Origin of the sequence: Pseudomonas sp. R11F (genome assembly GCF_050312575.1) — a bacterium.
Classification (GTDB): domain Bacteria; phylum Pseudomonadota; class Gammaproteobacteria; order Pseudomonadales; family Pseudomonadaceae; genus Aquipseudomonas; species Aquipseudomonas palleroniana.
This window is the reverse complement of the sequence record NZ_JBNPJU010000014.1, coordinates 80,621-96,424: the sequence shown is the minus strand read 5'-3', so window position 1 is coordinate 96,424 and position 15,804 is coordinate 80,621. Positions and strand designations below refer to the sequence as shown.

Genomic DNA, 15,804 nt, shown 5'->3' with positions numbered 1-15,804 from the left:
CTGGATAGGGGATTCAGGAGCGACAATAAACCATGGCCACTCCACGTTTCGACGGCGTTGAACTGTTTCTGCAAATCGTCGAGAGCGGCAGCCTGACCGAAGCCGCCGAACGTCTGAACCTCACGCGCTCTGCCGTGGGCAAGGGCCTGGCGCGGCTGGAGGCGCGCTTGGGCACGTGCCTGTTGCAGCGCTCCACGCGTCGCCAGCGTCTGACGGAAGATGGGCAGGCCTATCACGAGCATTGCCTGCGTGCACTGGCCGAACTGGAAGCTGCCGAGTCGGTGCTCGAAAGCGGCCGACAACAGCCGCGTGGGCGTCTACGCGCAAGCTTGCCATTGGCGTTCGGCCACCATTATGCGGCGCCTGCCTTGTGGGGCTTGATGGACCTTTACCCGCAATTGGAGATCGAGATTTCATTCTCTGACCGGCTCACGGACCTGGTGCAGGAAGGTTTCGACGTCGCCGTGCGCATCGGCCCGTTACCGGACACCGACCGTCTGAGCGCGCGCCGCCTGGGTGAGCAGTCGGTCGGGTTGGCCGCTTCGCCGGCGTACTTGCAGCGTGTCGGGCCGATTGACTGTATTGATGACCTCGCCGGTCACCGAGGCATTGCCTACCGTTGCAATACGTCCTTTCGCGCTGGGGTGGCATCGATGTTGATGCTCGACGACCTCCAGGCCGTGGCCGATGCCGCGATTGCGGGCGTCGGCCTGGCCTGGTTGCCGAGCTGGTTGATTGCGCATTACGTGCTGCGTGGGCAGTTGGAAGCAGTGTTGCCGAACCACCGCGCCCAGCCTGCGCCGATCCATGTGATCTGGCCGACGGCTGCGCATATGCCCGCCAAGGTGCGCTGCGCCATCGACGCCTTGGTGGCGGGCACCCCCAGCTGCCTGGCGGGCAGTTAGAACGCGATGGAGGTTTGCACGTAGACCGTGCGCGGCTCGCCGACGTATTTGCCCTTGTTGTTGTCGTCGAACGAACGGGTGTAGTACTGCTTGTTGAAGATGTTTTTCACACCGACCGCCACGTTCAGGTCTGACAACTGCGGGCCGAAGTCATACGCCGCGCGGCTGCTGAACAGCATGTAGCCGGGGATGCGTCCGTTGGCGCCGTCGGCACTTTCCGCCCGGGTATTGGCGTTATCGGCGAACTGGCTGCTCTGGTAGCTGCTGTCCAGGTTGAGCTTCCAGGGGCCTTCGGTGTAACCCACGCCCAGGGTGCCTTTGTGCTTGGACGAAAACGGTACGCGGTTGCCTTTGTTCGGGCCGTCTTCGCGGATGGTCGCGTCGACGTAGGCGTAGGTGGCGTAGACATCAAAGCCTGTGAGCGCCGGGCTCAACGCATCGAGGGCGTAGTTGATGCTCGATTCGATGCCCTGATGGCGCGTTTCGCCCCGGGCGACCACAGTGTCGTTGGTCTGGTTACTGTCGTACTGGTTGTCGAAGTTGATCAGGAACGCGCCGATTTCCGCACGCAGGTTGCCATTGTCATAACGGGTACCCAGTTCCCAGGTACGGGCTTTTTCCGGCTTCACTTCGCCACTGGCTACGCGGTTGGGCATCTGGCTGTATTGCACGCTGCCGAACGAGCCTTCGGTGTTGGCGTAGAGGTTCCAGTCTTCGGTGAGGTGGTAGAGCACGTTCAACGCCGGCAGTGCGGTGTTGTAGTCGCCCTTGTATTTGACGTTGGTCAGGTTATTGGTTTGCTGGGACTCGATCATCTCGTAGCGCACGCCCGGCGTGATGGTCCACTTGCCGATGTCGATGCGGTCATCAACGAACAACGCATTGGCCTCGGTGGCGCCACGGGTGTCGCGGTCGTTGCGGCTGTTGGTATCGGGCATTTGCTGGTTGGCGGTGATCGGCGTGCGATAGCGCATTTCGTGACCGGCTTCGCTGATGTAGCGGTAGCCGATGCCGACCTCATGGCGGCTGGGGCCGAGGTCAAAGCCCTGGGCGAAGCGGGTTTCCAGGCCGCGTACCCAGTATTCGCGGGGTGACAGTGAAAGGAAGTTGCCCTGGTCCAGGTAGCCGTTACGCAAGGTGGTGGTGAAGAACGTGTTGGCGGTGAACTCGCGGCGGTCTTCCTGGTAGCGATAACCGGCGTTGAACATCGTACGGCGGCCCCAGAATTTGTCGTAGGGGCGGGTGGACTGGTACGGGTCCGCCTTGTAGTCCTTTACGTTCAAGCCGCCGGGCATATCGGCCTGGCCTTCGTAGTACTGAGCCATGGTATTGAAGCTGTTGGCGTCGTCGAGTTGGTAATTGCCCTTGAGGATCAGGTCGTCGATGCGCGTGTTGCTGTTTTCGCGCCAGTCGCCGCCACGGGTGCCGGAATACAGAATCGCGCCGCCCAGGCCGTTGTCGGCCGTGCCGCCGGCCAGCAGGTTGCCGCTGGTCTTGAAGCCATCGTGGCTGGAAGACGGGCTGGTCTCGGTCTGCAAGCCACCTTTGACCGTCGGTGCATCCGGGATGGCGCGGGTCACGAAGTTGACGATGCCGCCGACGTTTTGCGGGCCATAACGCACGGCGCCGCCACCGCGTACCACGTCCACTGCATCCATGTTGCCCATGCTGATCGGGGCGAATGACAGCTGGGGTTGGCCATACGGTGCGAAGGGCACCGGAATGCCATCCATCAACACCGTGGAGCGCGAGGCCAGCCGTGGGTTGAGGCCGCGAATACCGAAGTTCAGCGCCATGTCATGGCTGCCGGTGCCGTTGTTTTCCGGAGCGTTGACGCCGGGGATGCGGTTGAGCACGTCACGGGCCTGGGTGGCGCCCTGGCGTTCGAATGCTTCGCGGCGGATCACGTCACGGGCGCCGGGGTGTTCGAACACGTTGGTTTGCTGCGCATCGCCGAGCCAGTCGCCGACGACATTGGAGGTTTGCAGTTCGACCGTCGTGGGGGCGTTGGCCGGTTGCAGGCTATAGGCATTGTTGCCCTCGGCGCGGGCTTGCAGGCCGGTGCCTTCCAGCAGTTTTTGCAAGCCGTCGGCGGCGCCGTAGTTGCCGGATAGACCCCGGCTTTGCATGCCGGCCGTCAGCTCGGAGCCGAAGGAAATCAGCACACCCGCTTCTCGCCCGAATTGGTTCAGGGCCGCTTCCAGCGAAGCCGGTGCGATGTGATAGGGCTTGGCATCGGCCGCCATCACCTGGGGCAGCACGGCGAAACTGAGGCTGGCGCCGAGCAGGAGTTGGCGCAGGGCGCGGGCGAGAGGGGTGGGTTGCTGGAGCATAAAGGGCGGTCCTGAGAAGGAAGGATCAAGGTGGCTTTCCTTCTCTGTCACGCGAGGGCTGGAAAACGGCTCACGGTTGTCGAAAATATTTTCAGGCGCGTGCCTGCACGCTCACCCAGTAACGCGTGAAGCGGCGAACCTTGACCGGCAGGCTGACTTCCAGCAGATCGAGAATGCGTTCGCTGTCGTCCAGCGGATAACTGCCGGACAGCAACAGGTTGGCCACCTGCGGGTCGCAATTGAGCTGACCGCGGCGGTAGCGTCCCAGCTCGGTGAGGAAATCTTCCAGGCGCATATGCGCAGCCATCAGCATGCCATCGGCCCAGGCGCCGCTGTTGGCGTCGACGGGGCGCGGGGTGTCCCAGCCTTTGCGAGTGAAATTCACCTGGCGGCGGGCTTCGACGATCAGTGGCAGGCCGCTGTAGTGGTCGGGCATGACCTCGACGTGGCCGTCGAGTACCGCCAGTTGGGTGTGGTCGTTGAACTGGCGCACATTCAAGCGCGCCGCCTGGCTGCTGAGCAGGCCCTGGCCGGTCAGCACACGCAGGGGCGAATGACCCGCCCGGGCCGTCAGCAGCATTTCGCCGTCGAGCAGGCGGATCGAGCGCTGCCGGCCATCCATGTGCACATCCACCGCGCTGCCGGTGTTGAGCTGCAACTGGCTGCCGTCGGCCAACTGCACTTTGCGACGCTGGCCTACGGGGCTGCGATAGTCGGCACTCAGTGGCGGCAGAATGTGTTGCTGGCGCAGGCCCCAGGCCGCCGCCGACCCCGCGCCGAGGATCAGCAGCAACTTCAGCGCCTGGCGCCGGCTGTTGGACTTCGGCGCGTTCAACGCCGCATGGGCCAGGGGCGAAGGCATGCCGCGCAGGCGCTGGTTAACGCGTTGCATATGCTCCCAGGCGCGCTGATGCTCGCTGTGGGCCGCCAGCCACTGTTGCCAGGCCGCATGCTGGCGCGGGTTGAGGCCACCTTGCTGCATTTCCATCAGCCAGTGCACGGCCTGCTCGGCGACGTGGGTCGAGAAGTTCATAGGGCAAAGTAGCAACGCATGGCTGCTTTATTCAGGTGGCGTTTGACGGTGGCAATCGAGATGCCCAGTTCCGCGCCGATTTGCGCGTAGGTCAGGCCGTTGAGCTGGGCCAGCAGGAAGGCGCGTTTGACTTGAAGCGGCAGGCCGTTGAGCAGTTGGTCCAGCTCGAGCAGGGTTTGCAGGATGATGGCGCGTTCTTCTTCCGAAGGCGCGACGTGCTCGGGCAGTTGCGCCAAGGCGTCGAGGTAGGCGCGTTCCAAGTCCTGGCGACGGTAGTAATTGAACAGGACACGCTTGGCCACGGTGGTGAGGAAGGCGCGGGGTTCGATCAGGGTTGGGGTTTCCCGTGCGGTCAGCACCCGGATAAAGGTGTCTTGCGCCAGGTCCGCGGCACTTTCAGGGCAGCCGAGCTTGCGTCGCAACCAGCCGGTGAGCCAGTGGTGATGGTCGTGGTACAGGACTTCGACGGTGTTGGACGGCTGCAACGCGATCACTCCACGAACATTGGTGTGCGTCAGAGAACAAGAATTGTTCGCATTGTAGGTTGCGTGACAACGTTGGGCAATCCTGCAGCTCAATAAAGGACGCAGGTGATTCATCCGTTCTCTTTTGCTTATGAGAATATTTATCATTAATATCGCGCATTGATGATCCTGGCGCCTCCCGCATGCACAGCACAACCTCACTGTCCGCTTCCTACCGACTGGCCGCGACGTCGCGTGTCGTAGTGGCGCCCGTGATTCTGTTGGCGGTGCTGTGTTGGCGGATGCTGCCATGAGGGTCGGCACCCCACCGGAATCCCAGGACCACCCGCACGCCGATGCGGCCAGTGGGCGTGCGCATTTCCTGCAGGTGTTCTTGTCCCAGCGCTCGCAGATGGAAGCGTTGGTCAGCCGCCGCGTGGGTTGCCGTGCCACGGCGGCCGACCTGGTGCAGGACCTGTTCCTGCGTTTCTGGCGCCGGCCGCTGGTGCAAGTCGAAGAACTCAGCACCTACCTGTTGCGCTGCGCGGGCAACATTGCCATCGACCATCTACGCAGCGAAAGTGCGCGGGTGCGCAGCAGCGAAGGCTGGTTGCCGGAGCAGCAGGACTACCGAGGCTGTGAACCCCAGGCGGCACTCGAAGCGGGCAATGATTTGCGCCATGTCGAAGCCGCTTTGCGCAGTTTGCCGGAGCGCACCCGGCAGATTTTTCTGCTTAACCGCATCCATGGCCGCAAGTATGCGCAGATCGCCCAGGCCATGGGCTTGTCCCAAAGTGCCGTGGAAAAACATATGATGCGTGCCCTCGAAGCCTGCAAGGCCAGCCTTCGTGAACCGCCGCCTCCACGCACGCCAGGGAAAGCACCGTGAACGTCACCCCCACACCCGCTCAGGAGCAGGCCGCGCTCGACTGGTTGAGCCTGTTGCACGACCAGCCCAGCAGTGGCGACCAGGCGACCTTCAGCCGGTGGTTGCGCGCCGACCCGGCGCACGTCGAGGCTTACTCCCAGGCGCAGGTGCTGTGGGAGCTGAGTGAAGTGCCGGCACGTCAACTGGCGGATGAAGAGGCGCTGGTCTTGCAGGGCTACCTCAATGCGATGAACACCCCCAAGCGCTCACGGGTGGTGCGCTGGTCCGGTGCACTGGCGATAGCTGCGAGCCTTCTGTTGATGGTGTGCATGGGCGCAGGCTGGCAGCCGTCGCGCTGGGTCGATGACTTGGGCGCCGACTATGTGACGGCGCCCGGTGAGGTGAGGACCGTCACCCTGGCCGATCAATCCCAAGTGACCCTGGATGCCGACAGTGCCATTGCCGTGGATTTCAGCCAGGGCGAGCGCCATATCCAATTGCGTCGCGGCGCCGGTTTTTTCAGCGTGACTCACACCGGCCAACCCTTTGTAGTGGGCGCCGACAGCGGTGAAGCGCGGGTGCTGGGCACGCAGTTCGAGGTGCGCCTGCAACCGGCGGGTGCCCAGGTGACGGTGCTTTCCGGGCGGGTTGCAGTGACGCCTTCCAGGCAGGGCCAGCAACAAATTCTGACGGCAGGCCAGCAAGTGGCCTACGCCGACGGTGTCGCCGAACCTATGCACCCGGTCGACAGCGAATCACGCCTGGCCTGGCGTGACGGTTGGCTCAACTACTACAAGGCGCCCTTGGCCGATGTGGTCAAGGATCTGGGGCGTTACTACCCCGGGCGCATTCTGTTGCTCAACGACGAGATGGCCGGCAAACGTGTGAGTGGCAGCTTTCCGAGCAAAGACCCGCAAGCCGTGTTGAATGCCTTGCAGGCGGTGCTGGGGTTTGAGCAGCACGAGATTCTTGGCCGGATGATTGTCTTGCGCTAGTCACACCTAAGATAAAAGCGCCGCAGAACCCCATGTGGGAGGGGGCTTGCTCCCGATGGCGGTGAATCAGCCAGAACAGCTGGCGCTGACACACTGCAATCGGGAGCAAGCCCCCTCCCACATGGAGTTCTGCGGTGTTTTGTCGAGTGGATTACTTCAGCGCGGCCATGATCGCGTCCGGGTTGTAGTCACGGATCAACGTGCCGTTCACGTCCACAAACGGAATTCCGCCACCTCCCAACGCCTCATATGCCTTGCGCGCCTGGGCGTCCTTCTCGATGTCGAAGGCCTGGTAGGGGATGCCTTTCTGGTCCAGGAAGCGGCGGGTCTGCTTGCAGTAGCCACACCACTCGGTGGAGTAGAGCACCACGCGCGCCGAGGCGCGTATCGACTCCGAAACCACCTGCGAGGGGTTGAACACCCGCTCGATCTTGCCCCAGTTCTGGATCACTACCACCACCAGCAACACCAGCAAGACTTTCTTGAACACCCCGCCGAGCATCAGTTGCGGCGCTTGAGCTGGTCGGTCAGTTGGGTTGGCAGGCCCTTGATGATCAAGGTGCCGGCGGCTTCGTCGTACTCGATCTTGTCGCCCAGCAGGTGCGCCTCGAAACTGATGGACAAGCCTTCGGCGCGGCCGGTGAAACGGCGGAACTGGTTGAGGGTGCGTTTATCCGCCGGGATTTCCGGAGACAGGCCGTAGTCCTTGTTGCGGATATGGTCGTAGAACGCTTTTGGCCGATCTTCATCGATCAAGCCCGACAGTTCTTCCAGGCCCATGGGTTCGCCGAGCTTGGCCTGGCTGCTGGCGTAATCCACCAGGGTCTTGGTTTTCTCGCGGGCGGATTCGTCCGGCAGGTCTTCGCTTTCGACGAAGTCGCTGAAGGCCTTGAGCAGGGTGCGGGTCTCGCCCGGCCCGTCGACGCCTTCCTGGCAACCGATGAAGTCGCGGAAGTACTCCGAGACCTTCTTGCCGTTCTTGCCCTTGATAAACGAGATGTACTGCTTGGATTGCTTGTTGTTCTGCCACTCGGACACATTGATCCGCGCTGCCAGGTGCAACTGGCCAAGGTCGAGGTGGCGCGATGGGGTCACGTCCAGCTCGTCGGTCACCGCCACACCTTCACTGTGGTGCAGCAGGGCAATGGCCAGGTAATCGGTCATGCCTTGCTGGTAGTGCGCAAACAGCACGTGGCCGCCGGTGGAGAGGTTGGACTCCTCCATCAGCTTTTGCAGGTGCTCGACCGCCATCCGGCTGAAACGGGTGAAATCCTGGGCACCGTCGAAATATTCCTTCAACCAGCCGCTGAACGGGTGCGCGCCGGACTCGGCATGGAAGAACCCCCAGGCCTTGCCTTGTTTGGCGTTGTAGCTCTCGTTGAGGTCGGCAAGCATATTCTCGATGGCGGCGGATTCGGACAGCTCCGTATCGCGGGCGTGAAGAACTGCGGGTGTGCCGTCGGGTTTTTTGTCGATCAGGTGGACGATGCAATGACGGATCGGCATAGGCTTCTCGGCTGGTTGAAGGGGAGCCGGTGGCCTCCCCGAAAAGTCGCCCAGTGTACCGCACCCATTGGTCAAGACACGCCTGGAAGGCTATTTTGGATGCTCTCTGACGGGGCATATGCCTTTTTTTCACGGTTTAGAGCGATAAAGCTGACCAAATGGCTAGGTAGAGGCGGATATTTCCCCGTCTCTGTGCTAGTTTTGCCCCGTCTTACGCCAAGTCTCGGCGTTAAGCGTGCATTCAGCATCTGTCAGGTCGAACCAATCCCCGTTTCAAGCATCTATAACCCCGATCTCCGCGGTTATTAAGCCTGGGGTGCCAGGCCTAGACGGTCGGGCTCGATGGCTGACACTGCACTCTGCAATCCATATGAATTTGATAGGGAAGGAACACCACAATGGCTATTACTAAAGACCAACTGATCGCTGACCTGGCTGAAGCAGTAGACGCACCGAAAACTACCGTGCGCGCTCTGCTGGACCAACTGAGCCAAGTTGTTGCTGATCAGCTGGAAAACGGCGGCGAAATCACTCTGCCAGGCGTTGGCAAACTGAAAGTGACCGAGCGTCCTGCCCGTACTGGCCGTAACCCTTCGACTGGCGCTGCCATCGAAATCGCTGCCAAGAAAGTTATCAAGCTGGTTGTGGCCAAAGGCCTGACCGACGCTGTTAACAAGTAAGACGCAGCAAAAAAACCGTGCTCCGGAGCGATCCGGGCACGGTTTTTTATTGCCTGCGATTTGCCTTGTAGTGAGCGGGCTTGCCCGCGCTGGGTGGCGAAGCCGCCCTAAAACCGGCAATTGTGGTCAGGCTGAAGAAATGCAGTGTCTGGTATGGGGCTGCTTCGAGCCCAGCGCGGGCAAGCCCGCTCACTACAGGGGTCAGTTGCGGACCCAGCGTTGGCGCCAGATCAGTTGTTCGTTCTTGGTCTGGAAGGTCCAGGCGACGAAACGGCTTTGTTTCTGCCCCTGGGACATCTCCACCACCTGGCTTTCCAGCGCGCCGGCTTTTTTCAGTGCCGTCTCGATTGCGGGCAGGTTCGACGCTTTTGACACCAGGGTGCTGAACCACAACACCTTGTGGGCAAAATGCGCGCTCTCGGCAATCAACTGCGTCACAAAGCGTGCTTCACCGCCTTCACACCACAACTCGGCCGATTGGCCACCGAAATTCAATACCGGCAACTTGCGCTTGGGATCCGCCTTGCCCAAGGCACGCCACTTGCGTTCGCTGCCCTTGGTGGCTTCCTCCATGGACCCATGGAACGGTGGGTTGCACATCGTCAGGTCAAAGCGCTCGCCCGGTTCCAGCAAGCCCAGCAGGATCTGCTTGGGATTGGGTTGCTGGCGCAGTTGAATGACTTTGCCCAGGTCGTTGGACTGCACGATGGCCTTGGCTGCGGCCACGGCGACAGGGTCGACGTCCGAGCCCAGGAAGTTCCAGCGGTACTCCATGTAGCCAATCAGGGGGTAGACGCAGTTGGCGCCCATGCCGACGTCCAGCACCTTGACGATAGAACCGCGCGGGATCTTGCCGTCATTGGTGCTGGCCAGCAGGTCGGCGAGGAAGTGCACGTAGTCGGCGCGCCCAGGCACCGGTGGGCACAGGTAGTCGGCAGGGATGTCCCAGTGCTGGATACCATAGAAGGCCTTGAGCAGCGCCCGGTTGAAGACCCGCACCGCCTCCGGGCTAGCGAAGTCGATGCTTTCCTTGCCGTACGGGTTGATGATCACGAACTTCGCCAGTTCCGGCGTGATCTTGATCAGCGCCGGGAAGTCGTAACGGCCTGTGTGACGGTTGCGCGGGTGCAGAGTGGCCTCTTTGCGCGGCACGACGGGTTTGGCCGTGGCTGCGGTTTTAGGCTTCTTGCGCGGAGGTTTTGGCGTACTGGGGGCGGTCATGATGATTCTGGTGTTGGCTCAAAGTGGCGAGCATTGTCACACATCCCGAGGTGATCTCGGGCAAATGTGGGAGAGGGCAGGTCCCCTTCCACCTTGATTGTATTGCCAGCCTGGAATTGGGGAGTTCCAGGCAAAAAAAAGAGACCCGAAGGTCTCCTTTTTCACACAGGTTCCGCCTTACAGGCTGGAAATCCGCGCATGCTGCTCCGCCAGCTTGCCCAGGGCCTGTTCAGCCTCGGCGAGCTTGGCGCGCTCTTTGTCGATCACTTCAGCCGGCGCCTTGTCGACAAAAGCCGCGTTGGACAACTTGCCGCCCACCCGCTGCACTTCGCCTTGCAGGCGGGCGATTTCCTTGTCCAGGCGCGCCAGTTCGGCGCCTTTGTCGATCAGGCCGGCCATCGGCACCAGCACTTCCATGTCGCCCACCAATGCGGTGGCGGACAGCGGTGCTTCGGCGCCATCAGCCAAGACAGTGATGGACTCCAGCTTCGCCAGCTTCTTGAGCAGTGCATCGTTCTCGTTGAGACGGCGCTGGTCTTCGGCGCTGGCGTTCTTGACGAACACCGCCAGTGGCTTGCCCGGCCCGATGTTCATCTCGGCGCGGATGTTGCGCGTGCCGAGCATCAGGGTCTTGAGCCATTCGATATCGCTTTCGGCCGCCTCATCGATGCGCGCTTCGTTGGCCACCGGCCAAGGTTGCAGCATGATGGTCTTGCCTTCGATACCGGCCAGCGGCGCCAGGCGCTGCCAGATTTCTTCGGTGATGAACGGCATGAACGGATGCGCCAGGCGCAGCGCCACTTCCAGCACGCGCACCAGGGTGCGACGGGTGCCACGCTGGCGTTCGATCGGCGCGTTCTCGTCCCACAGCACGGGCTTGGACAGTTCCAGGTACCAGTCGCAATACTGGTTCCAGATGAACTCGTACAAGGCCTGTGCGGCCAGGTCGAAACGGAACTGGTCGAGTTGGCGGGTGACTTCGGCTTCGGTGCGCTGCAACTGCGAGATGATCCAGCGGTCGGCCAGGCTCAGCTCGTAAGCTTCGCCGTTCTGGCCGCAGTCTTCGCCTTTATCCAGCACGTAGCGCGCCGCGTTCCAGATCTTGTTGCAGAAGTTGCGATAGCCTTCGACGCGGCCCATGTCGAACTTGATGTCGCGACCGGTGGACGCCAGCGAGCAGAAGGTGAAGCGCAGGGCATCGGTGCCGTAGCTGGCGATGCCGTCGGCAAACTCGTCGCGGGTCTGCTTCTCGATCTTCTTCGCCAGCTTCGGCTGCATCAGGCCCGAGGTGCGTTTCTGCACCAGGGTTTCCAGGTCGATGCCGTCGATGATGTCCAGCGGGTCGAGCACGTTGCCCTTGGACTTGGACATCTTCTGGCCCTGGCCATCACGCACCAGCCCGTGTACGTACACGGTCTTGAACGGTACCTGCGGCGTGCCATCTTCGTTCTTCACCAGGTGCATGGTCAGCATGATCATCCGGGCGACCCAGAAGAAAATGATGTCAAAACCGGTGACCAGCACGTCGGTGGAGTGGAATTTCTTGAGGAATTCGGTCTGCTGCGGCCAGCCCAGGGTAGAGAAGGTCCACAGGCCCGAACTGAACCAGGTGTCCAGTACGTCGTTGTCCTGTTGCAGCGCAATGTCGGCACCGAGGTTGTGCTTGGCACGCACTTCGGCTTCATCGCGGCCTACATAGACCTTGCCCGATTCGTCGTACCAGGCCGGAATGCGGTGGCCCCACCACAGTTGACGGCTGATGCACCAGTCCTGGATGTCGCGCATCCACGAGAAGTACATGTTTTCGTACTGCTTGGGCACGAACTGGATGCGGCCATCTTCCACGGCGGCGATCGCAGGTTCTGCCAGCGGTTTGGTGGACACGTACCACTGGTCGGTCAGCCACGGCTCGATCACGGTGCCGGAGCGGTCGCCCTTCGGCACTTTCAGGCCGTGGTCGTCAACGCTGACCAACAGGCCGGCGGCGTCGAAGGCGGCGACGATCTGCTTGCGTGCTTCGAAACGGTCGAGGCCGACGTATTCAGCCGGGATCTTGCCGTCAATGCTGTCGTTCAGCGTACCGTCCAGGTTGAAGACCTGGCAGGCCGGCAACACGGCGGCATTTTTGTCGAAGATGTTCAGCAGCGGCAGGTTGTGGCGCTTGCCGACTTCGTAGTCATTGAAGTCATGGGCCGGGGTGATTTTCACGCAGCCGGTGCCGAACTCGGGGTCGCAGTAGTCGTCCGCGATAATCGGGATGCGACGGCCGACCAGCGGCAGTTCGACGAACTTGCCGATCAGCGCCTGGTAGCGCTCATCGTTCGGGTTGACGGCCACGGCGGCGTCGCCAAGCATGGTTTCCGGACGGGTGGTCGCGACGATCAGGTAATCGTTGCCTTCAGCAGTCTTGGCGCCATCGGCCAGCGGATACTTGAGGTTCCACAGGAAACCTTTCTCGTCGTGGTTTTCCACTTCGAGGTCGGAGATCGCCGTGTGCAGCTTGGTGTCCCAGTTGACCAGGCGCTTGCCGCGGTAGATCAGGCCGTCTTCATGCAGGCGCACAAAGGCTTCCTTCACCGCTTCCGACAGGCCATCGTCCATGGTGAAGCGTTCGCGACTCCAGTCTACGGACGAGCCGAGGCGACGGATCTGACGGCTGATATTGCCGCCGGACTGGTCTTTCCATTCCCAGACTTTCTCGAGGAATTTCTCGCGGCCCAGGTCGTGACGGTTCTGGCCGGTGGCCTCGAGTTGGCGTTCCACCAGCATCTGGGTGGCGATACCGGCGTGGTCGGTGCCCGGCTGCCACAGAGTGTCGCGACCCTGCATACGGCGGAAACGGATCAACGCATCCATGATCGCATTGTTGAAGCCATGGCCCATGTGCAGGCTGCCAGTGACGTTCGGTGGCGGAATCATGATGGTGTAGGAATCGCCCGCGCCTTGCGGGGCGAAATAATTCTCGGATTCCCAGGTGTTGTACCAGGAAGTTTCGATGGCGTGCGGCTGGTAGGTCTTATCCATGCGCGGCGGGACCCTAGTTGGCATTAATTCAGGAAAGCCGGCAAGTATAACGGGGGATAGGGCGCAGGGCGAGGCGAAGACGGGCTTGAGGTGTATGGGGGGCAAATGTGGGAGCGGCCTTGCCCCCGATAGCAGTGGACCAGCCAGTTCAGGGGTAGCTGATACCCCGCTATCGGGAGCAAGCCCCCTCCCACAGAGGATCTTTGTTTGATTTAAGACTGATACTGGCTGAGCAACCGCTCCATCCGCGCATCCAGCCGGCGCTTGATCTCGGTTTCGATGTGCGGGGCAAAGTCGTCGATCACGTCCTGCATGATCAGTTGCGCGGCGGCGCGCAGTTCGTTGTCCAGGTGCAGCAGCAGGGCGTCTTGGCCTTTTTCGGCGGGGGCCGGCTCGACGGCGGGCGCCTGCGCAACCGGTTCCGGTGCGACGGGTTTGCCGCCGACCATGTCGAACAGCAGCGGAATCTGTACCTCGCCTTCGACCGTCTCGGTCAGCAGCGGCGGTTGCAAGTCATCATCACCCAGCAACTTGCGGATCGACTCCAGGTCGTCCAGCAGGTGGTCGTCTTTTTTTAAAGGGTTGGAAGTGTCCATCATTTACTCAAAGTCGTTGTAGCCGGTGATCTTGCAGAGGATAGCCCTGTTCGCGGTAGAAACGGAAACTCTCCCGCGCGGCCTGACGAATAGCCGGATCTTCCACCACCACTTCCGCCACGCGGGCGAACGCCTTGGCAAAGGGCGGTACTTTCAGGTCGAGGTTGACCAGCAGGTCATGGTGATCGCCGCAGCTGTCGCCCAATCCCAGGACGACCAGGCCGTCGGGTTCGGATTCGGCGGGGCCGTGAGGCACGAAGCTTTCACCCTTGAAGCGCCACAGGCGGGCATCGAGCTCGTCACGTTGGGCGGCATCGCTGCAGTGCAGGTAGATGCGATGGCCCATGCGCCAGGCCTTTTCGGTGAGTTTGCAGGCAAAGTCCAGGCGCGCGAGCGGGTCGGCGCTGGGCAATATATAGAAGTCGACTTGGGTCATTGCGGTTCCTGAACGGCCTCAACCGGGATAAAAGCGAGCGTATTGTGGCGAGCAAGCTTGCTTGCGCCGGGGCGCGAAGCGGCCCCAGAAAAGCTGGGGACTGCTGCGCAGTCCAGCGGGAGCAAGCTCCCTCGCCACGACATTCTCGCTCCTACAGGGTTAGGCCTTGGCGCGATCCAGCAGGTACTGGGTCAGCAGTGGAACCGGACGACCAGTGGCGCCCTTGTCCTTGCCGCCGCTGGTCCAGGCCGTGCCGGCGATGTCCAGGTGCGCCCAGTTGAAGTTCTTGGCGAAGCGCGACAGGAAGCAGGCCGCGGTGATGGTGCCGGCTTTCGGGCCGCCGATGTTGGCGATATCGGCAAACGGGCTATCCAGCTGTTCCTGGTACTCATCGAACAGCGGCAATTGCCAGGCGCGGTCGTCGGCGGCTTTACCGGCGCTGAGCAGTTGCTCGATCAGCTCGTCGTTGTTGCCCAACAGGCCCGAGGTGTGGGAACCCAGGGCGACGACGCAGGCACCGGTGAGGGTGGCGATGTCGATCACGGCCTGCGGCTTGAAGCGTTCGGCGTAGGTGAGGGCATCGCACAGCACCAGGCGGCCTTCGGCGTCGGTGTTGAGGATTTCGACGGTCTGGCCGCTCAGGGTGGTGACGATGTCGCCTGGACGCGAAGCGCCGCCGCTCGGCATGTTCTCGGCACAGGCCAGGATGCACACCAGGTTGATCGGCAGTTTCAGCTCCAGCACGGCACGCAGGGTACCGAAGACGCTGGCGGCGCCGCCCATGTCGTACTTCATCTCATCCATGCCCAGGCCCGGCTTGAGGCTGATGCCGCCGGTGTCGAAGGTGATGCCTTTACCCACCAGGGCGTAAGGCTTCTCGGACTTCTTGCCGCCGTTGTATTGCATCACGATCAGGCGTGGCGGCTGGTCGCTGCCCTGGCCCACGGCATAGAACGAGCCCATGCCCAGTTCCTTGATCTTCTTCTCGTCGAGCACTTCGACTTTCAAGCCCTTGAACTCTTTACCCAGCGCCTTGGCCTGTTCGCCGAGGAAGGTCGGATGGCAGATGTTCGGCGGCAGGTTGCCGAGGTCGCGGGTGAACGACATGCCATTGGCGATGGCCTGGGCGTGGGTCACGGCGCGCTGGACTTCAGCCTGGGCGGCCTTGATGGTCAGCAGGGTGATTTTTTTCAGGGCGCGGGGTTCGGCTTTCTGGCTCTTGAACTGGTCGAAGATGTAACCGCCGTCGACCAGGGTTTCGGCCAGCAGGCGCGTCTTGCCGTAGCTGTCGCGGCCTTTTACGACGATTTCATCGAGTGCCACCGTCGCTTCGCTACCGCCCAGGCCCTTGAGGGTGCTGAGGATGCCGCTGATGATCTTGCGGAACGGACGGTCGCCCAGTTCGGCGTCCTTGCCCACGCCAACCAGCAAGACGCGCTCGGCTTTGAGGTTGGGCAGGCTTTGCAGCAGCAGGCTCTGGCCGACTTTGCCGGCCAGGTCGCCGCGCTTGAGCACGGCGCTGATGGCGCCACCGCTCAATTCGTCCAGCTGCTTGGCGGCGGTGCCGAGTTTGCGGCCTTCGCCGACAGCGACCACGAGGGTGGCGGTTTTCAACGTTTCGGGGCTAACGCTTTTTACAACCAATTCCATTTTCGGGTCCCTTATCAAGGTCTGTGAGCCTGAGGTTTGTACGCAGGCTTTAACGCCTGGCGGCTTGGTAAACCGCCAGCGGCAAAGGCCGCA

The 15,804-nt window shown here is 61.9% G+C and carries 14 protein-coding genes; 4 read left to right on the top strand and 10 right to left on the bottom strand.

Translation table 11 applies throughout. From position 1 onward, the window contains the following. The first annotated feature begins 32 nt into the window (after positions 1-32). Positions 33-905 carry a LysR family transcriptional regulator gene (locus ACQRBV_RS03810; RefSeq protein ID WP_060754998.1) on the top strand — a complete coding sequence of 291 codons (873 nt, stop codon included), beginning with the start codon at positions 33-35 and terminating at the stop codon, positions 903-905. Here the strand turns inward: ACQRBV_RS03810 and fecA are convergent. From fecA to ACQRBV_RS03795, 3 genes are all read right to left on the bottom strand, one after another. Next, positions 902-3,238: a TonB-dependent Fe(3+) dicitrate receptor FecA gene (gene fecA / locus ACQRBV_RS03805; protein ID WP_411985508.1), complete on the bottom strand. Its 2,337-nt coding sequence runs from the start codon at positions 3,236-3,238 to the stop codon at positions 902-904. The two genes, ACQRBV_RS03810 and fecA, sit on opposite strands and share 4 nt — an antisense overlap. A gap of 91 nt (positions 3,239-3,329) precedes the next feature. Continuing rightward, positions 3,330-4,271 carry a FecR domain-containing protein gene (locus ACQRBV_RS03800; protein ID WP_090366578.1) on the bottom strand — a complete coding sequence of 314 codons (942 nt, stop codon included), beginning with the start codon at positions 4,269-4,271 and terminating at the stop codon, positions 3,330-3,332. Then, a complete protein-coding gene (locus ACQRBV_RS03795; protein ID WP_161548209.1) occupies positions 4,268-4,756 on the bottom strand; it encodes a sigma-70 family RNA polymerase sigma factor in 489 nt (162 codons plus the stop codon). Before ACQRBV_RS03795 ends, ACQRBV_RS03800 begins: the two co-directional genes overlap by 4 nt. 289 nt (positions 4,757-5,045) lie before the next feature. On the opposite strand from ACQRBV_RS03795, the gene ACQRBV_RS03790 reads away from it, so the two are divergent. Together ACQRBV_RS03790 and ACQRBV_RS03785 are read left to right on the top strand one after the other, a co-directional pair. After that, positions 5,046-5,624 (top strand): RNA polymerase sigma factor, encoded by a 579-nt coding sequence (locus ACQRBV_RS03790; protein ID WP_161548208.1) that lies wholly within the window; start codon positions 5,046-5,048, stop codon positions 5,622-5,624. Then, the gene (locus ACQRBV_RS03785) at positions 5,621-6,598 is read left to right on the top strand and encodes a FecR family protein (RefSeq protein WP_411985509.1); all 978 of its coding nucleotides are present in this window, start codon (positions 5,621-5,623) and stop codon (positions 6,596-6,598) included. The genes ACQRBV_RS03790 and ACQRBV_RS03785 overlap by 4 nt, the downstream gene beginning before the upstream one ends. A 151-nt stretch (positions 6,599-6,749) precedes the next feature. Here the strand turns inward: ACQRBV_RS03785 and ACQRBV_RS03780 are convergent, their stop codons facing one another. Beyond that, complete coding sequence (locus ACQRBV_RS03780; protein WP_411985510.1) at positions 6,750-7,100, bottom strand: glutaredoxin family protein; 351 nt, start codon at positions 7,098-7,100, stop codon at positions 6,750-6,752. Then, entirely contained in the window at positions 7,100-8,104 is a 1,005-nt protein-coding gene (gene yejK / locus ACQRBV_RS03775) for a nucleoid-associated protein YejK (protein WP_090366571.1), read from the bottom strand. Before yejK ends, ACQRBV_RS03780 begins: the two co-directional genes overlap by 1 nt. 398 nt (positions 8,105-8,502) lie before the next feature. On the opposite strand from yejK, the gene ACQRBV_RS03770 reads away from it, so the two are divergent. Further along, complete coding sequence (locus ACQRBV_RS03770) at positions 8,503-8,784, top strand: HU family DNA-binding protein (RefSeq protein WP_003188840.1); 282 nt, start codon at positions 8,503-8,505, stop codon at positions 8,782-8,784. A gap of 201 nt (positions 8,785-8,985) precedes the next feature. Here the strand turns inward: ACQRBV_RS03770 and rlmF are convergent, their stop codons facing one another. From rlmF to ACQRBV_RS03745, 5 genes are all read right to left on the bottom strand, one after another. Beyond that, complete coding sequence (gene rlmF, locus ACQRBV_RS03765) at positions 8,986-10,005, bottom strand: 23S rRNA (adenine(1618)-N(6))-methyltransferase RlmF (protein ID WP_161548206.1); 1,020 nt, start codon at positions 10,003-10,005, stop codon at positions 8,986-8,988. A gap of 177 nt (positions 10,006-10,182) precedes the next feature. Then, the gene (locus ACQRBV_RS03760) at positions 10,183-13,029 is read right to left on the bottom strand and encodes a valine--tRNA ligase (protein WP_060754989.1); all 2,847 of its coding nucleotides are present in this window, start codon (positions 13,027-13,029) and stop codon (positions 10,183-10,185) included. Positions 13,030-13,241: 212 nt separating this feature from the next. Continuing rightward, on the bottom strand, positions 13,242-13,625 hold the full coding sequence (locus ACQRBV_RS03755; RefSeq protein WP_060754988.1) for a hypothetical protein: 384 nt from the start codon (positions 13,623-13,625) through the stop codon (positions 13,242-13,244). A 7-nt stretch (positions 13,626-13,632) separates the two neighbouring features. Next, positions 13,633-14,061: a DNA polymerase III subunit chi gene (locus ACQRBV_RS03750; RefSeq protein ID WP_060754987.1), complete on the bottom strand. Its 429-nt coding sequence runs from the start codon at positions 14,059-14,061 to the stop codon at positions 13,633-13,635. Between the two features lie 159 nt (positions 14,062-14,220). Further along, positions 14,221-15,711 (bottom strand): leucyl aminopeptidase, encoded by a 1,491-nt coding sequence (locus ACQRBV_RS03745; protein ID WP_060754986.1) that lies wholly within the window; start codon positions 15,709-15,711, stop codon positions 14,221-14,223. Between the last annotated feature and the right edge of the window lie 93 nt (positions 15,712-15,804).